18 protein-coding genes, 1 tRNA gene and 1 pseudogene are annotated in these 22444 nt (G+C 59.7%); 12 read left to right on the forward strand and 8 right to left on the reverse strand.

The window, feature by feature from the left end; genetic code table 11:
- Positions 1–35 precede the first annotated feature (35 nt).
- Positions 36–1637 carry an inorganic phosphate transporter gene (locus AC244Q_RS18120; protein ID WP_012758826.1) on the reverse strand — a complete coding sequence of 534 codons (1602 nt, stop codon included), beginning with the start codon at positions 1635–1637 and terminating at the stop codon, positions 36–38.
- Positions 1638–1929: 292 nt separating this feature from the next.
- Between AC244Q_RS18120 and AC244Q_RS18125 the strand changes: the two genes are divergently transcribed.
- From AC244Q_RS18125 to AC244Q_RS18135, 3 genes are all read left to right on the forward strand, one after another.
- Complete coding sequence (locus tag AC244Q_RS18125) at positions 1930–3108, forward strand: acetate/propionate family kinase (RefSeq protein ID WP_017995065.1); 1179 nt, start codon at positions 1930–1932, stop codon at positions 3106–3108.
- A 71-nt stretch (positions 3109–3179) separates the two neighbouring features.
- The gene (locus AC244Q_RS18130; protein WP_128406037.1) at positions 3180–5564 is read left to right on the forward strand and encodes a phosphoketolase family protein; all 2385 of its coding nucleotides are present in this window, start codon (positions 3180–3182) and stop codon (positions 5562–5564) included.
- Between the two features lie 171 nt (positions 5565–5735).
- A complete protein-coding gene (locus AC244Q_RS18135) occupies positions 5736–5924 on the forward strand; it encodes a hypothetical protein (protein ID WP_113548282.1) in 189 nt (62 codons plus the stop codon).
- A gap of 68 nt (positions 5925–5992) precedes the next feature.
- Here the strand turns inward: AC244Q_RS18135 and AC244Q_RS18140 are convergent, their stop codons facing one another.
- Entirely contained in the window at positions 5993–6883 is an 891-nt protein-coding gene (locus tag AC244Q_RS18140; RefSeq protein ID WP_128406036.1) for a helix-turn-helix domain-containing protein, read from the reverse strand.
- A gap of 127 nt (positions 6884–7010) precedes the next feature.
- Here AC244Q_RS18140 and pobA point away from each other — a divergent pair, with 127 nt between their 5' ends.
- From pobA to AC244Q_RS18175, 7 genes are all read left to right on the forward strand, one after another.
- Positions 7011–8183, forward strand: a complete 1173-nt coding sequence (gene pobA, locus AC244Q_RS18145) for a 4-hydroxybenzoate 3-monooxygenase (RefSeq protein WP_017995069.1) — start codon at positions 7011–7013, stop codon at positions 8181–8183.
- A gap of 156 nt (positions 8184–8339) precedes the next feature.
- On the forward strand, positions 8340–9512 hold the full coding sequence (locus AC244Q_RS18150; protein WP_128406035.1) for an ABC transporter substrate-binding protein: 1173 nt from the start codon (positions 8340–8342) through the stop codon (positions 9510–9512).
- Positions 9513–9587: 75 nt separating this feature from the next.
- The gene (locus AC244Q_RS18155; RefSeq protein ID WP_128406034.1) at positions 9588–10451 is read left to right on the forward strand and encodes a branched-chain amino acid ABC transporter permease; all 864 of its coding nucleotides are present in this window, start codon (positions 9588–9590) and stop codon (positions 10449–10451) included.
- A gap of 1 nt (position 10452) precedes the next feature.
- Positions 10453–11454, forward strand: coding sequence for a branched-chain amino acid ABC transporter permease (locus AC244Q_RS18160; RefSeq protein ID WP_017995072.1), 1002 nt, complete (start codon positions 10453–10455; stop codon positions 11452–11454).
- The gene (locus AC244Q_RS18165; RefSeq protein ID WP_128406033.1) at positions 11454–12218 is read left to right on the forward strand and encodes an ABC transporter ATP-binding protein; all 765 of its coding nucleotides are present in this window, start codon (positions 11454–11456) and stop codon (positions 12216–12218) included. The genes AC244Q_RS18160 and AC244Q_RS18165 overlap by 1 nt, the downstream gene beginning before the upstream one ends.
- Positions 12199–12915, forward strand: a complete 717-nt coding sequence (locus AC244Q_RS18170) for an ABC transporter ATP-binding protein (protein WP_128406032.1) — start codon at positions 12199–12201, stop codon at positions 12913–12915. The genes AC244Q_RS18165 and AC244Q_RS18170 overlap by 20 nt, the downstream gene beginning before the upstream one ends.
- Positions 12916–13322: 407 nt before the next feature.
- Complete coding sequence (locus tag AC244Q_RS18175) at positions 13323–14153, forward strand: VCBS domain-containing protein (protein ID WP_128406031.1); 831 nt, start codon at positions 13323–13325, stop codon at positions 14151–14153.
- 937 nt (positions 14154–15090) lie between these two features.
- Here AC244Q_RS18175 and AC244Q_RS18180 read toward each other — a convergent pair.
- The 3 genes and pseudogenes from AC244Q_RS18180 to AC244Q_RS18190 form a co-directional block, all read right to left on the reverse strand.
- Positions 15091–16473 (reverse strand): ATP-binding protein, encoded by a 1383-nt coding sequence (locus AC244Q_RS18180; protein ID WP_128406030.1) that lies wholly within the window; start codon positions 16471–16473, stop codon positions 15091–15093.
- 193 nt (positions 16474–16666) lie between these two features.
- Entirely contained in the window at positions 16667–17470 is an 804-nt protein-coding gene (locus AC244Q_RS18185; RefSeq protein ID WP_128406029.1) for an HNH endonuclease, read from the reverse strand.
- Positions 17471–17554: 84 nt separating this feature from the next.
- A pseudogene (locus AC244Q_RS18190) lies at positions 17555–17768 on the reverse strand (non-homologous end-joining DNA ligase); the annotation flags it as partial.
- On the opposite strand from AC244Q_RS18190, the gene AC244Q_RS18195 reads away from it, so the two are divergent.
- Positions 17767–17985 carry a hypothetical protein gene (locus tag AC244Q_RS18195; RefSeq protein ID WP_128406028.1) on the forward strand — a complete coding sequence of 73 codons (219 nt, stop codon included), beginning with the start codon at positions 17767–17769 and terminating at the stop codon, positions 17983–17985. The pseudogene AC244Q_RS18190 and the gene AC244Q_RS18195 overlap by 2 nt on opposite strands.
- On the opposite strand, the gene AC244Q_RS18200 is transcribed toward AC244Q_RS18195, so the two are convergent.
- The 3 genes from AC244Q_RS18200 to AC244Q_RS18210 all read right to left on the reverse strand — a co-directional run bounded on the left by AC244Q_RS18200 (position 17964) and on the right by AC244Q_RS18210 (position 21977).
- A tRNA-Met gene (locus AC244Q_RS18200) sits at positions 17964–18040 on the reverse strand. The two genes, AC244Q_RS18195 and AC244Q_RS18200, sit on opposite strands and share 22 nt — an antisense overlap.
- Positions 18041–18175: 135 nt before the next feature.
- On the reverse strand, positions 18176–19375 hold the full coding sequence (mnmA, locus tag AC244Q_RS18205; protein WP_128406027.1) for a tRNA 2-thiouridine(34) synthase MnmA: 1200 nt from the start codon (positions 19373–19375) through the stop codon (positions 18176–18178).
- 448 nt (positions 19376–19823) lie between these two features.
- Complete coding sequence (locus AC244Q_RS18210; protein ID WP_128406026.1) at positions 19824–21977, reverse strand: putative bifunctional diguanylate cyclase/phosphodiesterase; 2154 nt, start codon at positions 21975–21977, stop codon at positions 19824–19826.
- A gap of 163 nt (positions 21978–22140) precedes the next feature.
- Between AC244Q_RS18210 and AC244Q_RS18215 the strand changes: the two genes are divergently transcribed.
- On the forward strand, positions 22141–22404 hold the full coding sequence (locus AC244Q_RS18215) for a hypothetical protein (protein ID WP_113548287.1): 264 nt from the start codon (positions 22141–22143) through the stop codon (positions 22402–22404).
- The last annotated feature ends 40 nt before the right edge of the window (positions 22405–22444 follow it).

The raw sequence follows: 22444 nt of genomic DNA on the forward strand, positions 1-22444 counted from the left end.
GGCAAAACCGCTTCGCGCTTTGCCGGGAATTTGCTTTAAAAAACCTGGCGCATGATCACGAACAGCACGAAGGCGATCGCGATCGAGGCCGGCAGCGTCAGCACCCAGGCCATCAGCATGTTGCGCACGGTCGACCATTGCAGGCCGGAACCGTTGGCCGCCATAGTGCCGGCAACGCCTGATGACAGCACATGGGTGGTCGAGACCGGCAGGCCGAGATGGTCGGCCGAGGCGATAGTGACCATCGCCACGACTTCGGCTGCCGCGCCCTGACCATAGGTCAGATGCGTCTTGCCGATCTTTTCGCCAACGGTGACGACGATGCGCTTCCAGCCCACCATCGTACCGAGGCCGAGCGCGATCGCGACCGCCACTTTCACCCAGAGCGGGATGAACTTCGTCGCGTTGTCGACCGCCTTGTGGTAGCTCGTCACCGCGCTGAGGTCGCCGGCATCCATCGGCAGCAGCTTCTGCTTGTCGATCAACTTCAGCGCTTCGCCAATCAGATAGATGTCGTTGCGGACGTTGCCGACGAGATTGGTCGGCACCGCTTCGAGCGTCGGGAAGCCGGCGACTTCAGCACTTGTCTGGTGGATATATTGCTGCAGGGCCGGCGTCGTCGCATCCGTCCAGGTCTTGTTCTTGACGGCGTTGCCGACTTCGGCCTTGTAGTCCGCAACCGTCACGCCGGGCTTCACATATTTGCCGAGTGCGGTTTCCACATGGGCTGATGCTGACTTGTAGGCTTCGAGATAGTTGACATCCGGCGTGCGGTTCAGCGCGAAAGCCGTCGGCACCAGGCCGATCAGGATCAGCATGATGAGGCCCATGCCCTTCTGCCCGTCGTTGGAGCCGTGGGCGAAGCTGACGCCGGTGCAGGTGAAGATCAGGATCGCACGGATCCAGGGCGGCGGCGGCTGGTTGCCCTTCGGCTCTGCGTAGAGCGCCTTGTTGCGCACCAGAAGCTTCATGACCAGCAGGAGGACAGCGGAAAGACCGAAGCCGATGAGCGGCGAGATCAAAAGCGACAGGCCGATATTGGTCGCTTGCGACCAGTCGACACCGCTGGTCGCTGTGCCTGCCGGCGCCAGGAACTGGTTGGCAAGGCCGACGCCGATGATCGAGCCGACCAGCGTATGCGAACTCGACGACGGCAGGCCGAGATACCAGGTGCCGAGATTCCAGACGATCGCGGCAATCAGCAGCGCGAAGACCATGGCAAGGCCGGAGCCGGAACCGACCTGCAGGATCAATTCCACCGGCAGCAGCGCCAGAATACCAAAGGCGACGGCGCCGCTCGAGGTCAGCACGCCGAGGAAGTTGAAGAAGCCGGACCAGATAACGGCGAATTCCGCCGGCATGGAACGGGTGTAGATCACGGTTGCGACGGCATTGGCCGTATCATGGAAACCGTTGACGAACTCGAAGCCGAGCGCGATGAGCAGTGCAAGGCCTAGGAGAATCCAGGGAACGGCGACTGCGGTTGTCAGGTCGCGGCCGAGTGCATAAGCGACATATCCAAGGCCGCAGACCAGAACGAGCGCGAACAGCGGCAAGAACCACTTGTTGGCCGAATTCGAACTGTGGAGCGGGTGGGAAGCGTCGCTATGAACCTGGCTGGGGGCAATATCGGCCATGGCATAGTTCCTTATTCCGTTTTGCAAATTTGCCTTTTGTTAATAAATCCGCCGCGTGAAGCTCTCATGACGCCCCGACTGAACCGCCCGTAAGCCACTGATGCTGGGCGATATTGACGGTGATGCGCCTGGTACCGTCGCCTCCATAATAGATGCCGCGTTGCGATCCCAAGCGGCTGACGATGGTTGTCTACGCAATGACAAAAGCGCGCCCCGAGCGAATAAATCCTTCCCGCCTGGACATCCGACGCTAACTTCGGTCATCTCACACCCGCGCGGAGTCTTGGAAGACATGTCATCGACCGACCTGCTGCTGACCTTCAACACCGGCTCCTCGAGCGTTAAGATCGGCATCTTCGCGATAGACGGCGCCAAGGCGCGGCGCATCGGCAAGGGCGTGATCGATTTCCGCGCCGAACCGCTGTCGCTCGGCCTGACGAAAGCATCGCAGATAGTCGAGATGCCGTTGAAGGCCGCGGTGACCGAAGATCTGCACGGCGTCATCGATGAGACCTTCGCGCTTCTCGCCGATCATTTCGACATGACCGCCGCGCGCGCCGCCGGCCACCGCGTCGTCCATGGCGGCGACCGGTTTACCAAAGCGATCGCGCTCGACGCCGCCGCAATCGATGCCATCGATGCGCTGACCCCGCTTGCGCCCTTGCACCAGCCGCAGGCGCTGCGTTTCATCCGCGCCCTCAAGCATCTGAAACCGCATCTTGCCCATATCGCCTCCTTCGATACCGCCTTCCATGCCACGCAGGACGATCTCGTTCGCCGCTTCGCCATTCCCCGCGCGCTGCATGACGAGGGCATCAAGCGCTACGGCTTCCACGGCCTCTCCTACAAATTCATCGCCGGCGAGCTTCGCCGCAAGGCGCCGCACCCGGCAAAGGTGGTCGTCGCCCATCTCGGCAGCGGCGCCAGCCTCTGCGCATTGGATAACGGCGTCAGCCGCGATTGCAGCATGGGCTTTTCGACGCTGGATGGCATCCCGATGGCGACGCGTCCGGGCTGGCTCGATCCCGGCGTCATCCTGCATCTGGCCGGTCAGAGGAAGCAGTCCTTCGAGGAGATCGAAGATCTGCTCTATCATCGCAGCGGCCTGCTCGGCGTCTCCGGCATCACTGCCGATACGCGCGAGCTGTTGAAGGACAGCCGGCCGGAGGCGCGCCAGGCGATCGAGCTATTCACGCTGCGCATTGCCGGCGAAATCGGCCGCATGGCGGCAACGCTTGGTGGCCTTGACGCCATCGTCTTCACCGCCGGCATCGGCGAGCATCAACCGGAGATCCGCGCAGGTGTGACCAAGCGGCTGTCCTGGCTTGGCCTTGCAACCGACGAAAAGGCCAATGCTGCCAATGATTTCACCATCAGCACGCGGGAAAGCCGCATCGCCGCCCATGTCATCGCCACCGATGAGGAACAGACCATCGCCGAGGAGGCGCTGTCCGTTCTTCGCAGTGACTGATCCAGATCAACAGCATTCCGGCATCCGCCGGTAGAATTGACGTTGAAGACGTTCTCGAACGGGAGAAACCCATGGAAAAGCATGTCTCGACCGCTGCCCTTACCGATGCCGAACTCACCCTGATCGACCGCTATTGGCGCGCCGCCAATTATCTCTCCATCGGCCAAATCTATCTGCTGACCAATCCGCTGTTGCGCGAGCCGCTGAAACCAGAGCACATCAAGCCCCGCCTGCTCGGCCATTGGGGCACGACACCCGGCCTCAACTTTATCTATGCACATCTGAACCGTCTCATCCGCGCCCGCGATCTCGACATCATCTATATGTGCGGCCCCGGCCATGGCGGGCCGGGCATGGTCGCCAACACCTATCTCGAAGGCATCTACAGCGAGATCTATCCCGATATTTCCGAGGATGCCGAAGGCATGCGCAAGCTCTTCCGGCAATTCTCCTTCCCCGGCGGCATTCCGAGCCACGCGGCACCCGAAACACCGGGCTCGATCCACGAGGGTGGCGAACTCGGCTACGCCCTCGTCCATGCCTATGGCGCCGCCTTCGACAATCCCGACCTGATCGTTGCCTGCGTCGTTGGTGACGGCGAAGCCGAAACCGGGCCTTTGGCTGCGAGCTGGCATTCCAACAAGTTTCTGAACCCTGCCCGCGATGGCGCCGTTCTGCCGATCCTGCATCTGAACGGCTACAAGATCGCCAACCCCACCATTCTTGGCCGCGCCAGCCACGAGGATTTGCAGAGCCTCTTTGAAGGCTATGGCTATGAGCCCTTCTTCGTCGAGGGTCACGAGCCGCGCGACATGCACCAGCAGATGGCTGCAACCTTCGACAGGGTCTTCGACCGCATTCGCGAAATCCAGAAGGAAGCCCGCAATGGTAGGGCGCCCGATATCTGCCCGCGCTGGCCGATGATCGTGCTGCGCAGCCCGAAGGGCTGGACAGGACCGAAGGAAGTCGACGGCAAGAAGGTCGAAGGCTTCTGGCGCGCCCACCAGGTGCCGGTCTCCAACTGCCGCGAGAATGAAGGGCATCGCAAGATCCTCGAGGACTGGATGAGCAGCTATGATCCGAAAGACCTGTTCGGCAGCGACGGCCGGCTGAAACCCGAGCTGCGGGCGCTAGCCCCTGTCGGCAAACGCCGCATGGGCGCCAATCCGCACGCCAACGGCGGCTTGCTGCGCCGGGAGCTCGACGTTCCCGATATCCGCGACTATGCGGTCGATATCGGCAAGCACGGCAGCGCCATGGTGCAGTCGACGGAAATCCTCGGCCATTACCTGCGCGACACGATGAAGCGCAACACGAAGGCTGCCAATTTCCGTATCTTCGGCCCCGACGAGACAGAATCGAACCGTCTCGGCAGCGTCTTCGAAGTCACCGACCGTGTCTGGATGGAGGGTATCGAACCCTACGACGTCCACTTGTCTCGGGATGGACGTGTCATGGAGGTGCTGAGCGAACATCTCTGCCAGGGCTGGCTGGAAGGCTACCTGCTGACTGGCCGGCACGGCCTGTTCTCCTGCTACGAGGCCTTCATCCACATCATCGATTCCATGTTCAACCAGCACGCCAAATGGCTGAAGGTGACGCGGGAACTCGCGTGGAGAAAGCCGATCTCGTCGCTGAATTACCTGCTGACCTCTCACGTCTGGCGTCAGGACCACAACGGCTTCAGCCATCAGGACCCCGGTTTCGTCGACCTCGTCGCCAACAAGAAGGCCGATATCGTCCGCATCTACCTGCCGCCGGATGCCAACACCCTGCTCTGGGTCGGCGACCATTGCCTGCGCACCTATGACCGCATCAATGTCATCGTCGCCGGCAAGCAGCCGGAGCCGCAATGGCTATCGATGGACGAGGCGGTGAAACATTGCGAGGCCGGCATCGGCATCTGGCACTGGGCGAGCAACGAGGACGACACCATCCTGCCCGATCTCGTCATGGCCTGCGCCGGCGACGTGCCGACCATGGAGACGCTTGCTGCCGTCGACCTGCTGCGTAAGGCCATTCCGGAACTGAAGATCCGCACCGTCAACGTCGTCGATCTCCTCGCACTGCAATCCAGGGATCAGCATCCGCACGGCCTGACCGACGAGGCATTCGATGCGATCTTCACCGCCGACAAGCCTGTCATTTTCGCCTATCACGGCTATCCCTATCTCATCCACCGCCTGACCTACAAACGCACCAACCATCTCAACATCCACGTCCGCGGCTTCATCGAGGAAGGCACGACGACCACACCCTTCGACATGACCGTCCTCAACGAACTCGACCGCTTTCACCTCGCCATCGAAGCGATCGAGCGCGTGCCGGGCCTGAAGGAAAAAGCAGGAGAAGCGCTCGCCGCCTTCCGTGGCAAGCTTGCGGAACATCACGACTATGTCCGCGAATATGGTGAGGACATGCCGGAGGTACGGGACTGGACGTGGCCGGCGGCATGAGGCGAAAACCAAACAGAATCGCACGGAACTGGTCGGTGGAGATCATCCGGCGGGAGCAATCTTCAAGCAACGTCTAAAGTTGGTGAAAACGATCGAGGCGCTGTTTCAGAATGGCCATATCGTAGGCTATGTGTCTTGGGAAAGCTCTAAGCCACTGACCGAGGAAACGACATGAAGGGTTTCGCTGCTGCCACGCTTACCGCTGCCCGGCTGGAAAAAGCGCTCGCCTTCTACATGACGCCCGAAGCCCAGCCGGATGGCTCAGCCGATGCCGTCAAGTCAGCTGGGCAACACGAGGCATACGAGACCCGTGTCAGCGAACGTGCACGCAACGTGGAAGACGGCGTCAAAGCCTGGTAACGCGATCGCCAGTGGGCGCCCCCGCGGATGCCTGTCCGCGAACGCGTCGCACCCGGAATGCCGGAACCCTATGCACGTTCGAGCCGGACTTTTTCCTTCATGCGCCAGACCCGCGGCGTTTCTCCCGTATATTTAAAGAAGAAGCGCGAGAAATAGGCGGGATCGGCAAAGCCAAGCCGAAACCCGATCTCCTGAACACTGCCCAGCGTAAAAACCAGCTGGCGTTTCGCCTCTTCGACAAGTTTGCCGGCGATCAGTTCATGGGGAGTGTTGCCGGTCATCGACCGGACGATGCGGGTGAGATGTGTCGGCGAAACCCCAAGCTCCCTGGCGTAGAAGGACGCGGGCTTGTGGGATCGAAAATGTTGCTGAATGAACTCGCTCAGCATGTCCATCCGCCGCTCGTTCTCGTTTGCCGGAAGCTCGTGCGTATTCCCCTCATGTGAAATCCTCGCCGTCAGCCGCAGCGCCAGGGCGACATAGGCGGCCAACGCCTCGTTGCGGCCGCTGCGGCGGTTTTCGAATTCATCGCCCAGCCGCTTCAACGTCTGCATGACATAGACTGCCTCGGCATTATCGGGATCGAGCGGCGTCAGATGCGGCGCCGCCAGCCATTCGCCGAGCTGGCTTCGATCGCCGAGCGGATGGCTGAGATGGGATCTCAACAGGGTGATCACCAGGCCGTCGATATCACGTGAAAAACGAAAACCATGATTGAGCCCGGGCGGCACGGTGATGATCGCCGGCGGAAGGATGGCATGGCTCTTTTCGCCGAAGATCGCATCGCCCGAACCGCTTTCGATGTACAATATCTGAAAGAAACTCTCGTGACGATGCGGGCGAATCTCCCATTGATGCAAACTGCTGCGGGAGCGAATAGTTTCGCAATGCACCCAAAAATCCGGCTCTCGCCCGGTCTTTTCGCCGTAGAGTTCATAGGTAGGGATATGTTTGCTCATGGGGCTCCGTGAGAATTCTCCCGATCCAATGTTCGATTAGTGCAATTTTTAGGTTGGAATGTCCATTGCTGCGGCAAGCGCGGCAAGGCAGAATCTGGCAAAACGCAAAAATGCAGGGAGGAAGCATTTGCGAACTCAGGTCGCCATCATCGGTTCGGGACCATCCGGCCTGCTGCTCGGCCAGCTTCTGACCGAAGCCGGCGTCGACAATGTCATTCTCGATCGTGTGAACAAGGATTACATCCTCAGCCGGGTTCGCGCCGGCGTTCTGGAGGAAGGCACCGTCGGGCTGCTGGATCAGGCCAAATCAGGCGCGAGGCTGCATTCCGAAGGCCTGCCGCATGACGGCTTCTCACTGACCTTCGACGGACGCGACCATCGCATCGACCTTCACGAATTGACCGGCGGCAGGCGTGTCACCGTCTACGGACAGACCGAAGTGACGCGCGATCTCATGGAGCGGCGCGAAGAAAGTGGCTCCCCGTCGATCTACGATGCCGTCGATGTCGCGCCGCATGACTTCGACGGCCATTCTCCTTTCGTCACCTATGTGAAAGACGGCGTTGCCAAGCGCATCGATTGTGACTTCATCGCCGGCTGCGACGGGTTTCACGGCGCCAGCCGCAAGGCCGTTCCGGAGCGGGCGATCAGGAGTTTCGAGAAGGTCTATCCCTTCGGCTGGCTGGGGGTCCTTGCCGACGTGGCGCCTGTCAGCCATGAGCTGATCTACGCCAACCATCCAAGGGGCTTTGCGCTTTGTTCGATGCGCTCGGCCACCCGCAGCCGCTACTACATCCAATGTGCGCTCGACGAGAAGATCGGGGACTGGAGCGACGACCGTTTCTGGGACGAGTTGAGACGGCGGCTGCCGACGCATCATGCCGAAGCATTGGCGACCGCGCCGTCCTTCGAGAAATCGATTGCGCCGCTGCGCTCCTTCGTCGCCGAACCGATGCGTTTCGGCCGGCTTTTCCTGGTCGGCGACGCCGCCCATATCGTCCCGCCGACCGGCGCCAAGGGATTGAACCTCGCCGCCAGCGACGTCCATTATCTTTTCTCCGGGCTGATCGAGCATTACCGTGAAGGCTCGAATAGTGGCATCGACGCTTACTCGCAGAAGGCGCTCGCCCGTGTATGGAAAGCCGTGCGGTTTTCCTGGTGGATGACGACGATGATGCATCGTTTTCCGGATACCGGGGATTTCGACCAGAAGATCCAGGAGGCGGAACTCGACTATCTCACCCATTCCCGCGCCGCCTCGACAGCGCTCGCGGAGAATTATGTGGGATTGCCATTCTGAGACGAGGATAGTTCCGCATCCCACACTCATAATCGTTTGGCCATGGATTACGGCATTTATTTCATTTTACATCACCATTTCGCATGACAAGCTAACGCTCAATTTTGAGCGGCTAGCGAATACGGCGCGGGAGTGCGCCAAAAAGGGAGAGAGAGAATGAAGAAGCTATTTCTGGCCGCCGTTGCGGCCGTCGTGCTCAGCGGCACGGCCTATGCAGACACCATCAAGGTCGGCGTCATCGGCCCGTTCTCCGGTCCGTTCGCGCTGCAGGGCAAGAACTTCAAGGCCGGCATCGACGCCTATATGGCGGTCAACGGCAACACGGTCGGCAGCGATACGGTCGAGATCGTCTATCGCGACGTGCCGCAGGCCGACCCCGCCCAATCCAAGGCGCTGGCGCAGGAACTGATCGTCAAGGAAAAGGTCCAGTATCTTGCCGGCTTCTACTTCACGCCCGATGCCATGGCGGTCACGCCGATCCTGAAACAGGGCAATGTGCCGATGGTCATCATGAACGCCGCCACCTCGGCGATCGTCACCAAGAGCCCGCTCGTCGTCCGCACCTCGTTTACCACCTGGCAAACTTCGACGCCGATTGCCAAGGTCGCCTTCGACGCCGGCGTCAAGAAGGTGATTTCCGTCGTCAGCGATTACGGCCCCGGCATCGACGCCGAGAACGCTTTCAAGGCCGGCTTCGAAAAGGCCGGCGGCCAGGTGGTCGAGGCGATCCGCATGCCGCTTGCGACCAACGACTTCAGCCCGATCATGCAGCGCATCAAGGATTCCGGCGCGGAGGGCGTGTTCGCCTTCCTGCCCTCCGGTCCGACGACGCTCGGCTTCGTCAAGGCTTACAACGACAATGGCCTGAAGGCTGCCGGCTTCAAGTTCTTCGCGCCGGGTGACCTGACGCAGGAATCCGATCTGCCGGCGCTCGGCGATGCCGCACTCGGCATCCAGACGACCTTCCACTATGCCGTGTCGCACGATTCTCCCGAGAACAAGGCTTTCGTCGAGGCGGCGACCAAAGCGATCGGCAACAAGGCCGAACTTTCCTTCCCCTCAGTCAGCGCCTATGACGGCATGTATGTCATCTACAAGATGATCGAGGCGACGGGCGGCAAACAGGATGCTGAGAAGGCCGTCGATGCGGTCAAGGGCCTTGCCTGGACGAGCCCGCGCGGCCCGGTTTCGATCGATCCGGAAAGCCGTCACATCACGCAGAACATCTATCTGCGCGAAGTGACGAAAGCCGATGACGGGACCTACATCAACAAGGAGATCCAGACTTTCGAGAAGCAGGGCGATCCGGGCCTGGCGGCCGTCAAGTAACATCGAATGTCAAGACAGGTGACGGGCTTGGCCTGCGATCAGGCCGAGCCCGTCGCTTGGAAGCAAGGTATTTCCATGCAGACAGTCTTCAGCATAGCCGTCGACGCTCTTGCCTATGGCATGGTGCTGTTCGTGATCTCGATTGGCCTTTCGGTGACCATGGGGCTGATGCGTGTCGTCAACCTCGCCCATGGCGCTTTCGCGATGATCGGCGGCTATATCGCCTCCTATGTCGCCCGCGACCTTGGCCTTGGTTATGCCGCGGCGGTCATCGCCGCCGTTGTCATCACCATCATCGTCGCCATTCCGATCGAGCGTTTTCTCTACCGCCGGATCTATGGCGCGCCGGAACTGACCCAGGTGCTGATGACCATCGGCATCACCTTCTGCGTCATCGGCATCGCCAATTATGTCATGGGGCCGACGCTGAAGACCATACCGCTTGCCGGTGCACTGCAGGGGTCAGCCGATCTCGGCTTCCGCACCATTCCCGTTCACCGGCTTTTCGTCATCCTCTGCGGCTTGGTCGTGGCGCTCGCCCTCTGGTTTGCGATCGACAGGACCAGCTTCGGCGTCAAGCTGCGCGCCTCCGTCGATGATGCGGCAATGGCTGCGGCACTCGGTGTGCGCACCGAGATCATCTATGCGGTGAGCTTTGCCGTTGCCGTCGGGCTTGCCGCCTTCGGTGGCGTGGTCGGCGCCGAACTCCTGCCCGTCGAACCCTATTACGCGCTGCGCTACATGGTGACCTTCCTGGTCGTCGTCTCCGTTGGCGGCGCGGGCTCCATTCCAGGTGCACTGATCGCCTGTCTGCTGCTGGGCGCGATCGATACCACAGGACGGTATCTGATGCCTGAATTCGGCGAATTCTTCTTCTATCTCGCCGTGATCGCAATCATCTTCGTCTTCCCGCGCGGCCTTGCCGGAAGGGCGAAATAAGATGGCGCTTGTCATGAACAACGAAAACGAAGGTCTCCAGCATCGGCGCGGGTTTATCGGCCGCGATCTTATCGGAATAGCGGTCATCTTAGCCGTTGCCGCGATCGGCTATTTCGCCTTCCCCGATAATCTCGCACTTTTGACCCGGATGATCACGATCGCGCTGCTCGTCCTGTCTCTCGATCTCGTGACCGGTTATTGCGGCGTCGCAACGCTCGGCCATGCAGCACTTTTCGGCTCCGGCGCCTATGCCGCCGGGATCCTGTCGGCGCATTACGGCATCAATGACCCGCTGCTGATGATGCTGGCCGGCATTGCCGGTGGCGCGGTTGCCGGGTTGCTCTGCGGCGCCATCATCCTGCGTGCGCATGGACTGCCGCAGCTGGTGCTGTCGATTGCGCTGATCAACCTCTTCCATGAATTCGCCAACAAGGCCTCGTCATGGACAGGCGGCAGCGACGGACTTTCCGGCATCGCGCCGGACCCGGTCTTCGGTCTCTTCGAATTCGATCTCTACGGTCACACCGCCTTCTTCTTCGGAATGGCGCTGCTGCTGATCGTCTTCGTGCTGCTGAGGGTCCTGGTTCGCTCGCCCTTCGGCATGCTCTGCCGCGCCATCAAGCAGGACCCGCTGCGCATCCGCGCCATGGGCGCCTCGCCGAAGGCAGCTCTCATCAGGATGTACGCGATCTCCGGCGCCGTTGCCGGTGTCGGCGGCGCCTTGAACGCGATTTCGACACAGGTCGTCGGCCTCGACAGCCTGTCTTTCACGCAGTCGGCCGAAGCGCTGGTCATGCTAGTGCTCGGCGGCACCGGTTCTCTCTTCGGAGCACTTTCCGGCACTCTCATCTTCATGCTCTTCGAGGACTATGTCTCCGCCGCCAATCCCTTCCATTGGCTGACCATGGTCGGCGCGCTGCTGATCGCCGTCGTGCTCTTTGCGCCGAAAGGTCTCTATGGCACGGCCGCAGCCTTCGTTGGCCGCCGCAGGGAGCAGCGCTGATGAGCCCGGTCTTCGAAGTCGCCAATCTCAAGAAAGCCTTCGGCGGCCTGGCCGTCACCAATAATGTCTCGCTCACCATGTCGCCTGGCGATCGCATCGCGCTGATCGGCCCGAACGGCGCCGGCAAGACCACCTTCGTCAACCTCGTGACCGGCAATCTATCGCCCGATTCCGGCGAGGTTCGTCTCGGCGGCGAGGTGGTGACGAAGGTCGATGCGATCGGCAGGGTCAGACGCGGCCTTGTCCGCTCCTTTCAGGTGACGCGGCTCTTCCAGGACATGACGCCGGCCGAACATGTGGGACTTGCCGTCCTTCAGCGCGATGGAAAGACCGGGCACATGTTCGGCAATTTCCTGCGCATGCCCGATGTCATGGCCGAGGTCGATGATCTCCTTGGAAAACTCGGACTGGCTTTCCTGATGCATCGCAAGGTCAGCGAAATCGCCTATGGCCAGCAGCGACTTCTCGAGATCGCCGTGGCGCTGGCGCTGAAGCCGAAAGTGCTGCTGCTCGACGAGCCGGCAGCCGGCGTGCCGCAGAGCGATACCGGCCGCATCGAGCAGGCGCTCGCCGATCTGCCCGCCGATCTCGCTGTGCTGATGATCGAACACGACATGGATCTCGTCTTCCGTTTTGCCAAACGCGTCATCGTGCTTGCATCAGGCACGATCATCTTCGATGGCCTGCCGGAAGACGTCACCAAGGATGCGCGCGTGCGCGAGGCCTATCTCGGGAGCTATGCCAATGCCAGCCATATCGCTTGAGGTCGAGAACCTGTCGGCCGGATATGGGCCGACGAGAGTGCTCGAAGGCATTTCCTTCTCGGTGCCGGCAGGCGCCCGGCTTGCCGTGCTCGGCCGCAATGGCATGGGCAAGACCACGCTGCTGGCAACGCTTGCCGGGCAGACCAGGCGATACGAGGGCAGCATCCGCCTCGGCGATTCGGATGTCACGACGGCACCGAGTGCTGCACGCGCGCACAAGGGCCTCGGATATGTGCCGCAGGCACGCTGCGTCTTCCCGACGCTGACGGTCGAAGAAAACCTATTCGTCGGCTTGAAGGCGCGACCGAAGACGGCGCTGGAGGAAGCCTATGCGATGTTCCCGCGCCTGAAGGAGCGCCGCCGCAATCTCGGCAGCCAGCTCTCCGGCGGCGAGCAGCAGATGCTCTCCACCGCCCGCACCATTCTCGGCCGCCCCTCCGTCCTGCTGCTCGACGAACCGCTGGAGGGCCTCGCGCCCGTTATCTGCGAGGAACTGATGGCGGCCTTTGCCGACCTCGCCAAGACGGGAGACATGACCATCCTGCTGGTCGAGCAGCGCATCCAGAGCGCGCTCGATTTCGCCGATCAGGTCGTCATTCTCGAACGAGGACGACTGGCCTGGACGGGAACGCCGGAAAATCTCACCAGGGATCACGAGGCTGTCGAGAGCCTGCTCGGGGTCGGCGGCCTGCATTGATGGGATGATCGGCAGAAGCTCAGGCTCTGCTGATTGCTCCCCTTTCGCCTCCAAAATTGCCCTTGGCGCGCAGAGCAATTCATGCAGTATATCGTCATGACGACGTCATGATTGAGCGGTCATTATTATCATGCTTGAAAGTTTTCCGCTGGCCGAATTGATGGATCGCCTGAAAAGGCGAGAAACACCATGATCGATGAAGCGGCAGCAACGTAAGACCAGACGTAAATCCTGGTTCATAAACAGGATCGACGTCCGAGCCGCTTTCTTTACTTGAATGCTCGAGGTGTACCCGATCGAAATCTGTTGGATTGACGGGCGGAATTGCTCTACCGCTGCGTCAATTTCGGTTGCCAGATACCCGATAGGGTTGCATAGTCGAATTGAACATCACACGGGAGGTAGAAATGGCAAACCACAAGCCGGTCGCAGGTGACGTATACTTGCCTGTTTTCGATATCAACGACCCGATTAGCGGTGACATCCTCGAAAATACCAGTTCCACCGATGTCGACGGAGATGCGGTACGCCTCAATTTCGTGAATGGACAGCGCATTCCGCAACCGGCCAATGGATCCCCGGCCACAAGCACGACGATCGAAGGAGAGTATGGTACGCTCACCGTTTACTCCGACGGCAGCTACACCTACGCGCTCGATCACTCCAACCCGGTGGTCGCAGCGCTCGGACCGGGAGATGAGCTGGTCGAAAAATTCACCTTCAAGATATCAGACGGCAAAGGCGCCACCGACGTCGGCGCGTTCAGTATCGCAATAGATCTGCCGGAACGCGGCGATGTGTTCGCCAACTTCGAGGATGTTGGCCAAAGTGACTTCCCAACTGGCTACAAAGGCTTCGATTGGGGCGCCTGGTACGATGGTGACGACGCGACTGTGCGGGAGGAAGCGGATGGCAACCACTATCTGGGAGGAGGCGTGTTCTGGACACCCATCCAAGCCGCCGATGGCGGCAACTTTCAGATCGAGCAATTCAGTGTCGCAAACGGCACATCGGACTATGACAACGTTCTGACGATCGAAGGTAAGCTGGACGGCGATACCGTATTCTTGGTCACGGTCAACGTCACCGCCGACAGCATTCATGACCCGCAAGTGATCGATCTCAGCGCCTACGGCGAAATCGACTCTCTCGTGCTCGACACCGAACCCGTCATCAACGAAACGAGCGGCCCGGATTATTACGGCGCGCAATACGACAACTTTCATTTCATCGTTTGATGGATGGGGAAAGGGCGCCGCATCACCGAAATCTGTGCGCCTTCACCGACTGCGCTCTGCGGCGCCTATCTGGGTACCAATTTCTTGCGATAGCTGACGGGCCTGGATCTTGCTAGCATTGGATCGTGCGAGGAGGCACGGTTATGCTGGGATGGAGGAAATGATGCAGCCAGTCGGGATCAGGTTAGCGGCGGTCATGTTCTCGCTCGCCGTATGGGCTATTATTATCGCTGTCGCATCTCACTTTTGGGCGACAAAGATGCCTCTATTGCTATTGACGCTCTACAGATAGGCCTGTCCTCGCCGTTGGCGGAAATCTGCAGATCAGGGGCGCAACTGGTTTTGTCCACTCGCCGCGACGTTTGGCGCTGCCAGCAGTGTGATATCACGGCCGTCGGAACCAGCTCAAAATTGAGCTGCAAAATCGCTAATTCTGCAATGAGGAGATGGTAGCGGAGGACCGTCGTGGTCCTTATCGCCGACTGGATTCCCCCGGATTGATTGATTTCGGAAACTGGCAGGTCTCACTGCGCGACGCAATCCTTGAATACCTTCGCGGTGACCCACACCATTCCAAGCCTGACAACGACCGACTTCGAGACGTCAGACCGGCGAAAGCCATCGAATGCGCGGACGAGAACAAAGGCTGTACTCTTGCGAAAAGCGTCACCTAAAGCTCTAAGGATGTACATGATTGTGAAGGATCTCAAGGGAGACAAGCCTATCACGGCAGAGCGCATCGAACGCGCACTGAATCGCCTTGCTGAAATAATCGTCCAGCTCGGCGATGAAGGCCGCAAGTGCCTGCCAATCTACAAGCGCCCTCGAGAGCGAACTCGTCAATGCGCGTGCTCAAGAGGACGATGTGGCTGCGGTCTTCGCTCGCGCTAGAAGATCAAAGGCGAAGCGTCTCGATTGATCAAAGTGAAGCGAGCAATTATAAACGCCGTTTCAACAGACGATCAAGTTGCTGTTCGGCAGCCGGCAACGGATATTCCCAACCATCCCAAAGCTCAAATAATTCTTGGGTAGCCGCTTGCGCATAAATAGCTACTGCTTCGAGAGGCGTATCTGCAGGTATCTCGACGTAACCTTCTGCGGTGGCGCCCATCGCCTTGCCATGAGATGAAAAATATCTGCTACGGTCCGCCCAGGGATCCAACTCTCTTTGCTCAAGGTTCGACCATCGGAACGCAAATAGGAGCGTAGTCTCTTCCCCACGTCCGAAAGCCTTCGCAAATGCAAGTCCGACGGTGATCGCTTCCAGGACTCGGTACATCATCAGCCCTGGATCTATATATTTGCCCGGCTTTACCTTGTCCGTTAGATCGTCTTCAAGGACACGCCATAGGTAAAACTCGCCGTGACGATCGAAGCGGTAAAAATCAGCATGCTTGCCCCATCCTCCGCCAAGATTAAGAACAAGACTCTGCCAGACCTTATCAACCAGCCGTGGCCGGTCTTCCTCTCTGTGGAAGCCGCGGGAGTCCAGCCAAACGGGCCAGCCCGTATATTGCGGGTTCGCCGACCCAACCGTGTTGAGGAAATCATGTGCGGACCCGCCCGGAGGCAGAGGCGGATCGAATTGAAGAAGCACACTCCAGGAGCCCATTTGTTGCCCAAGTAGGCCTTGCCCCCTCCCAGCGAGGGCTTCCAACATTCTCTCCTGGTGGGTGTTCAATTTAGCGAAAGTTTCCTCTCGCTTGCTTAGAGACTGCTTCCCCCCTGCGACTTCCAAAAAAGAGGAGGTACCCTCAGCGCCCAAATGCCGTCTCAAGAACCGCCCGATATCGGCCTCTCTGTTTTCGAAGCAAATTTCCACGATATCTGCCCAATCTGAGTAACGGGCCGGTGAAGAGCCTGCAACGCCACTTGCATTGAGTGTTCTGAAATACACTGCATGTTGCCTTATCAGGGGTTTGCCGGCGAGGCTCAGTTCCTTAGAGGCTGCCACTGGAGCGCGCACACCGCTTCCGATTGCGATAACTGGGAACTCTTGTTCGCTACGTTTCGCAAAGGCCACCGCAACTTCGAATGCCACGGAAGCATATTTTGAGATGATCTGTTGAATTATATCGATGTGGAAGGATGCCCGAACATTATGAGGCTTCCCGTCGTCAACTGGCTCCATCGACTCGTTATCCAGACCGATCACAAGATAACCGCCGTTGCGGTTTCTCAGCGCCATGCACGCAATTGCGATCTTAGCGATTCCAGAAGGCTCGGAAGGATCGATCCAACGCTTTATCTCGACGTTCAACCCTTCCGATGGGGAGTTGACCAGACGATCTGCAAACTCTTGGCTGATATCTACCGTCACTCTCTGAATTCCTTCCACAGGGCAGAATATGGAATCATTCAATCTGCACGTTGGCAACGCCAGGTGTCGCCAGCATAACGACTTTAAGAGCTAATCCACAACTTAACGATGAAACGCGGCTTTGTTCTGATTGACAAAGCCCTTCAAATGACGCCCAACATATCGGCCCACTGTGCTCCCCACATGCAGAGCACTATGTTGTACCGATGCTTTTTGGAATTTTGCCTACAACTACCTCGTAGGGCTTCATTTTGCACGAAGCAAACAGATGAACTATTGTCGTAAGGAACTCACCCCGAGTTCGGAGATACAAGCCATGCAGGTGCGCCTGGCTTAACTGCTCTTCCTGGGAAATGCCGCCGACAAAGTTGTAGTTGTCTTCGCGCCTTCCCATGATCAGATCACGGATATCGCCGCCGTCGAACCCGCCGACGCCAAGCTCTCCAACAGCAAAGCAGTAAGCCATCTTTGCTATGGAAAGCGAGAATTCCGTGTGTCTGTGAGGCTGCCTCATAGTGAAACTAGAAAACTCAAGAGCCCCTAGCCCCCTTGGAAGAAAATAGTCTTGAATGCTCAGGTTGGATAGATTGCCGCCCCGGTCGACTCCAGATAGCAAGCCAGCAGACTGAAACATAATCAACGTGATGATGGGAGGGTAAAGTACTGCCTGTGCCTCCACCCACCGGAAGTCCTCTGATCCTTCATTTCCAAGGCCAAGGAGCGGTAATTTCTTTTCGGTTTTTTTTCTGCGCCGAAGCTCTAGCATTATTCGGGGAACGAGGAGGTCCGTATTCAGCGCCAGCTGTTCGAACCTCTTATTGCAGTAGGCTGCGCATTCAACACAGGTCCCCTTCTTTAGAATATAACTGCCATTAAGTGCCCTTGGGATGATGTGTTCATCCGTAAGGCTGCCCGGTGAGAACGATTCTAGGCAGAATACGCATTGGCCGGTGGACGCATAAATTTTTGTAGCCATTATGGTTGACGGTGTAGCCAAATGGACTCCTCCTGGAAATCCATAACACTACTATCCGGTGTATCGCTATTTCACCAGATCCAGACGGCTCTATGCGGAAGATGGTTGATAGCCATCCCATTTGATTTCAAAAATCCAGTCGTCGCCATTCGGCGGATTTGCCTTCAACAGCATAAGGCACGGCTCAATGCGCTCGGGCATATGATCGAAGGGAAGATTGGGCTGTGCAGGGATCTCGGCGCCGGCGCGGTCGGCTGCGGAGCGGGGCGTCGGCTTCACCGAGCAGCGGCTTGGAAGGCTTGCGAGGCGGCTTTGTCATGACCGTACTTCATCAGCAACACCTAAAAAAGCAATTGACCCAGATTGATTACGCGCGTCCAGATACGAACATAATAAGAACATCGGCGATGGGCCTGAGCCTGCGTATAGAGAGTTGCGTCGTCACTCCGCTGATGTTGCGCGGACGTATCTATCCCGCTTCTGCCGCCTCAGTTGTAGGTGTCGGCAATAAAGATGGTAGCGGAGGAGGGATTTGAACCCCCGACACAAGGATTATGATTCCTCTGCTCTGACCTACTGAGCTACTCCGCCACTGGTCAACGATACCCGCTCGCGAAGCGATGCCGGTTCGTGGGATGAGCGGCTTATAAGGTGCGCTTCGGCTTTGTGTCAAGCGCATGATCGAGAAAAACGGTGGGCTTTGCCGGCCGTCGTTACCGATGGGTTTCAGGCGGCGACGGGGCTGGCCAGAAGGGCCTTCAGGCAGGCTTCCGCCGAAGGTTCGCGCTCGGAGCGCTCGATGAAGCCGCCACCGAAGACGCGGGCGTTGTCGCCGGGCGCGGAATAAAGCGCGCAGGCTTGGCCGGGCGCGATGCCCGCCTCGCCGACCGTCAGGTCGACATAGGTGCCGGTTGCATCGACATGCAGCACGGCGGGCGCCGGCGCCCGTGTCGAGCGGACCTTGGCGTAGCAGGAAAAGCCCTTGCCGGCGGCTGCTTCCGCAAGCGTCTCGTCGCCCAGCCAGTTGACGTCGCGCAGGTAGACGCGGTGCGTTTCCAGCGCCTCTTTCGGCCCGACGATGACGCGGCGCGAGCGGGCGTCGAGAAAGACGACGTAGAGCGGCTCGCCGGTGGCGATGCCGATGCCGCGACGCTGGCCGATCGTAAAGTGCAGGATGCCTTCATGGCTACCGAGCACGCGGCCATCGAGATGGACGATCTCGCCGGCAAGCGCCGCATTCGGCTTCAGCTTGGTGATGACGTCGGAATATTTGCCCTGCGGCACGAAACAGATGTCCTGGCTGTCGGCCTTCTTGGCAACGACAAGGCCCATCTCTTCGGCGAGCCTGCGGGTCTCGGCCTTCGGCAGACCGCCCAGAGGAAAGCGGAGATAATCGATCTGTTCCTGCGTCGTGGCGAAGAGGAAATAGCTCTGGTCGCGGTCGGCATCGGCCGGGCGAAAAAGCGCGCGGCGGCCGGGATTCTCCGGCGAAGGATTCCGTCCCGAGCGGATATAGTGGCCGGTCGCTAGCGCATCGGCGCCAAGCTCTTTGGCGGTCGCCAGCAGATCGGCGAATTTGACGGTCTGGTTGCAGGAAACGCAAGGGATCGGCGTTTCGCCCGCCACATAGCTTTCCGCGAAGGGGTTGATCACCGTCTCGCGGAAACGCTTTTCGTAGTCGAGCACGTAATGCGGAATGCCGAGCGTTTCGCAGACGCGGCGCGCATCGTCGATATCCTGGCCGGCGCAGCAGGAGCCGGCGCGGTGAACGGCGGCGCCATGATCGTAAAGCTGCAGCGTGATGCCGAGCACATCGTAACCCTGCTGTTTGAGAAGGCCGGCGACAACGGATGAATCGACGCCGCCCGACATGGCGACGACGACGCGGGTCTCTTCCGGCTTCTTGTCAAAATCCAGTGTGTTCAACGATGGTGCCAATTCTGCGCGGTCACGATCCGCCCTTGCGCTGCAATTGCGGCGGATTGCTGATCTCCCGCGGGATCGGCCGCCGTCTCTCGATGAGGCACCGATATAGAAAGGATTGCCCTTGGGCGCAAGGGGCAGCATTCAGGCAGCAATATTTCGCATTCCCGCGTGAAGAGAAGGCGCAGCCGAGGCCGCGCCCTCGAGCGGGGGTGCGGCTCAGGTGCCGATCAGCTTGTTGCAGGCGAATGCAATGCCCGGATTGGCGATGATGGCGGTTACGAGCGCCAGTCCGATCATCGAGAATGAAAAGCGTTTCATAAAACATCCTCCTTTCCAGCCCACGACAATTATGCGGCTTCGCCCGCCTTTCTCAAAATGACGAATGCTTGATGGCATCCGGCGGCATGCCTTTCCTCGGACGCCACTCCCAGCTGTCGCTTAAGCGCTTCTATCTGCGAGACGAAGCGGCCTTCAGCGCACGGCCGTCGATCAGCGCCTCCGCCTCGTGCTGCGGCATCGGCCGGCCGAGCAGATAACCCTGCACCTCACTGAAGCCCTCCGCGCGCAGCTTCTGCAACTGCTCTTCCGTCTCGATCCCCTCGGCCAGCGTCGTCGCGTTAAAGCCGGAGCCGATGCCGACGACGGCGCGCACGATGGCGAGATTGCCGGCATCAGTCTCGATGCCCGAAACGAAACTGCGGTCGAGCTTGATCTTGTCGAAGGGGAAGGACCTGAGATAACTCAGCGACGAATAACCGGTGCCGAAATCATCGATGGCGATGCGGACGCCGAGGGCCTTCAATGCGCGGAGCCGCGGCAGACTTTGGTCGGCATCGGTCAGGAATACGGACTCGGTGATTTCGATTTCAAGGCGGTCGGCAGTGAGACCCGTCTCGTCGAGCGCCGCGACCACTGTCGAAAGCAGGCTCGCATGCCGAAACTGGCTGACGGAGAGATTGACGGCGATCCTCAGATGGGCGGGCCAGCCGGCCGCCGCGCGGCAGGCTTCCCGGATCACCCAGTCGCCGATCGGCACGATAAGGCCGGTTTCCTCGGCGAGCGGAATGAATTCCATCGGCGCCACCAGCCCGCGCTTGGGATGGCGCCAGCGGATCAACGCCTCGAAGCCGCCAATGCCGTCATTGTCGAGCTGCACGATCGGCTGATAGTGCAGCTCGAACTGGCGCTTCTCCAGCGCTTCCCACAGCTCGGCGGTCATGACGTGCCGGCGTTGGGCGGCAAGCCGCATCTCCGTCTCGTAGAAACGGTAAATCGAGCGTCCGCTCTCCTTGGCGGCATAGAGCGCCAGATCCGCATGCCGCATCAGCACATCCGCGTCGCCTGCATGATCGGGCGCCAAGGCGATGCCGATACTGCAGGTGACATGCTCCCGGGCGCCGTCGAGATCGAAGGCATGGCTCAGCGCCTTGAGCAGCCGTTGCGCAAAACGCCCGGCCCGCTCCGGCTCGTCGAGCTCCAGCACGACGGCGAATTCGTCGCCGCCGAGACGAGCGACGAGATCACCCTCCTCCGCCAGCTGCAGCAGCCGCTCCGACACTTGGCAAAGCAGCGCGTCGCCGGCGGCATGTCCCTTGCTGTCGTTGATATGCTTGAAGTGATCGACGTCGATATAAAGCAGCGCGATCGCGCTGTCGGCGGTCGCTTCGACCGCCCGCTGGTTGATATGGTTGGAAAATGCCGCCCGGTTCGGCAGGCCGGTGAGCGAATCGTGCATGGCGAGATGGGCAAGCTTTGCCTCGACGGTGCGCTCCTCCGTCACGTCCTGCGAGATGCCGAGCAGATAACGCGGCGAATGACCCTCGGGCGTCGGCAGAGCGCGTTTGACGGTGCGCAGGATGCGCGGCACGCCATCGGCGCGTAGCATGGTCTCCTCGAAGCTGATCGTCGCATTGGCTTCGAAGGCCCGGCGATCCTGCTCGCGAAAGGCGTCTGTCTGACTGGGAGGAAACAGCGCCCGGTCGGTTTGGCCGACCACATGCTCCGCCTTCATGCCGACGATGTCGCCGCAGGCCTCGTTGAAGAGAACGTAAAGCCCGTCCGCTTCCATGTCCTTGACGAAGACGCCGACCGGCAGGTTGTCGACGATGCTGTCGAGAAGCGAGCGCGTATCGCTCATCTGGCGTCTAGCGGCGTTGACCTCGGTGCGGTCCTGCACGATCGCCAGGATTGCGGCCCGGCCCTCGAAACGCACTTCCCGGCCATAGGTCAGCACTTCGAAGGTCTCGCCGCTCGCCTTGAGGTGAACCCAGCGTTCCGCCTTTTCCATGTCGGTTCTGCCGCTGACGGCGTCGCTCATCCGTTCCCGCTCATGCTCAGGGCGAATATCCAGAACCGTCATGCGCCGGTATTCATCCGCGCCGTAGCCGTAAAGTGCTACCGCTGCCTCGTTGACGATGAGAAAATGCAGCGATGCCGGATCATAGACCCACATCGGCGACGGATGCGTTGCAAACAATGACCGGAAGTCGTCGTTTAATGCTTCGGTCTGCTCGGTCTTCTGCAAGGGGGCCATGGAATTTCGCGTGCCGTTGATGCCGATGCCAGGGGTATACTGCGAAAAGTTAAATAAAATCAGAATCATACTCAGGGTTAAACTTTAGGCTTCCGCCTTCAGAATGTGCAAAGCGGCGGTCTGCCATCACGATCTCGGCCCTCGATAAAATAATTTGGGCGTCATGGAACAATTCCGTCGATCGTGCGTTGCGGGTGATCGATGTCGCATTGAAATTGCTGAGGAGGGTTTCATGGGCAGGTTCGGCACGACGACGGATTACAGCAGAATCAGACACTGGATCGAGGCACGCGGCGGCCATCCCGCCCGGATCAAGAACGCACCGGACAGCGAAACCGTCCGCGTCGATTTTTCCTCGGAACCGGAAGAGATTTCCTGGGACGAATTCTTTCAGGGCCTCGACGGCAGCAGGCTCGCCTTCCTTCACCGCACCAAGGCTGAAGACGATGTCGCCCGCTACGGCAAAATCCTCCGCCGGAAACGCCGGCACCACTAAATTCATTTGACGCAGCAAAAACCCGGCGCAGCCTCCTACG

This window comes from Rhizobium sp. CB2179 (genome assembly GCF_057653455.1).

Coding starts and splice junctions, on each gene's coding strand:
- AC244Q_RS18175 (WP_128406031.1), top strand. CDS start 13,323: ATGGCAAACCACAAGCCGGTCGCAGGTGACGTATACTTGCCTGTTTTC.
- AC244Q_RS18210 (WP_128406026.1), bottom strand. CDS start 21,977: ATGATTCTGATTTTATTTAACTTTTCGCAGTATACCCCTGGCATCGGC.
- AC244Q_RS18130 (WP_128406037.1), top strand. CDS start 3,180: ATGGAAAAGCATGTCTCGACCGCTGCCCTTACCGATGCCGAACTCACC.
- AC244Q_RS18165 (WP_128406033.1), top strand. CDS start 11,454: ATGAGCCCGGTCTTCGAAGTCGCCAATCTCAAGAAAGCCTTCGGCGGC.
- AC244Q_RS18120 (WP_012758826.1), bottom strand. CDS start 1,637: ATGGCCGATATTGCCCCCAGCCAGGTTCATAGCGACGCTTCCCACCCG.
- AC244Q_RS18160 (WP_017995072.1), top strand. CDS start 10,453: ATGGCGCTTGTCATGAACAACGAAAACGAAGGTCTCCAGCATCGGCGC.
- AC244Q_RS18170 (WP_128406032.1), top strand. CDS start 12,199: ATGCCAGCCATATCGCTTGAGGTCGAGAACCTGTCGGCCGGATATGGG.
- AC244Q_RS18195 (WP_128406028.1), top strand. CDS start 17,767: ATGACCGTACTTCATCAGCAACACCTAAAAAAGCAATTGACCCAGATT.
- AC244Q_RS18215 (WP_113548287.1), top strand. CDS start 22,141: ATGGGCAGGTTCGGCACGACGACGGATTACAGCAGAATCAGACACTGG.
- AC244Q_RS18125 (WP_017995065.1), top strand. CDS start 1,930: ATGTCATCGACCGACCTGCTGCTGACCTTCAACACCGGCTCCTCGAGC.
- AC244Q_RS18155 (WP_128406034.1), top strand. CDS start 9,588: ATGCAGACAGTCTTCAGCATAGCCGTCGACGCTCTTGCCTATGGCATG.
- AC244Q_RS18135 (WP_113548282.1), top strand. CDS start 5,736: ATGAAGGGTTTCGCTGCTGCCACGCTTACCGCTGCCCGGCTGGAAAAA.
- AC244Q_RS18140 (WP_128406036.1), bottom strand. CDS start 6,883: ATGAGCAAACATATCCCTACCTATGAACTCTACGGCGAAAAGACCGGG.
- AC244Q_RS18150 (WP_128406035.1), top strand. CDS start 8,340: ATGAAGAAGCTATTTCTGGCCGCCGTTGCGGCCGTCGTGCTCAGCGGC.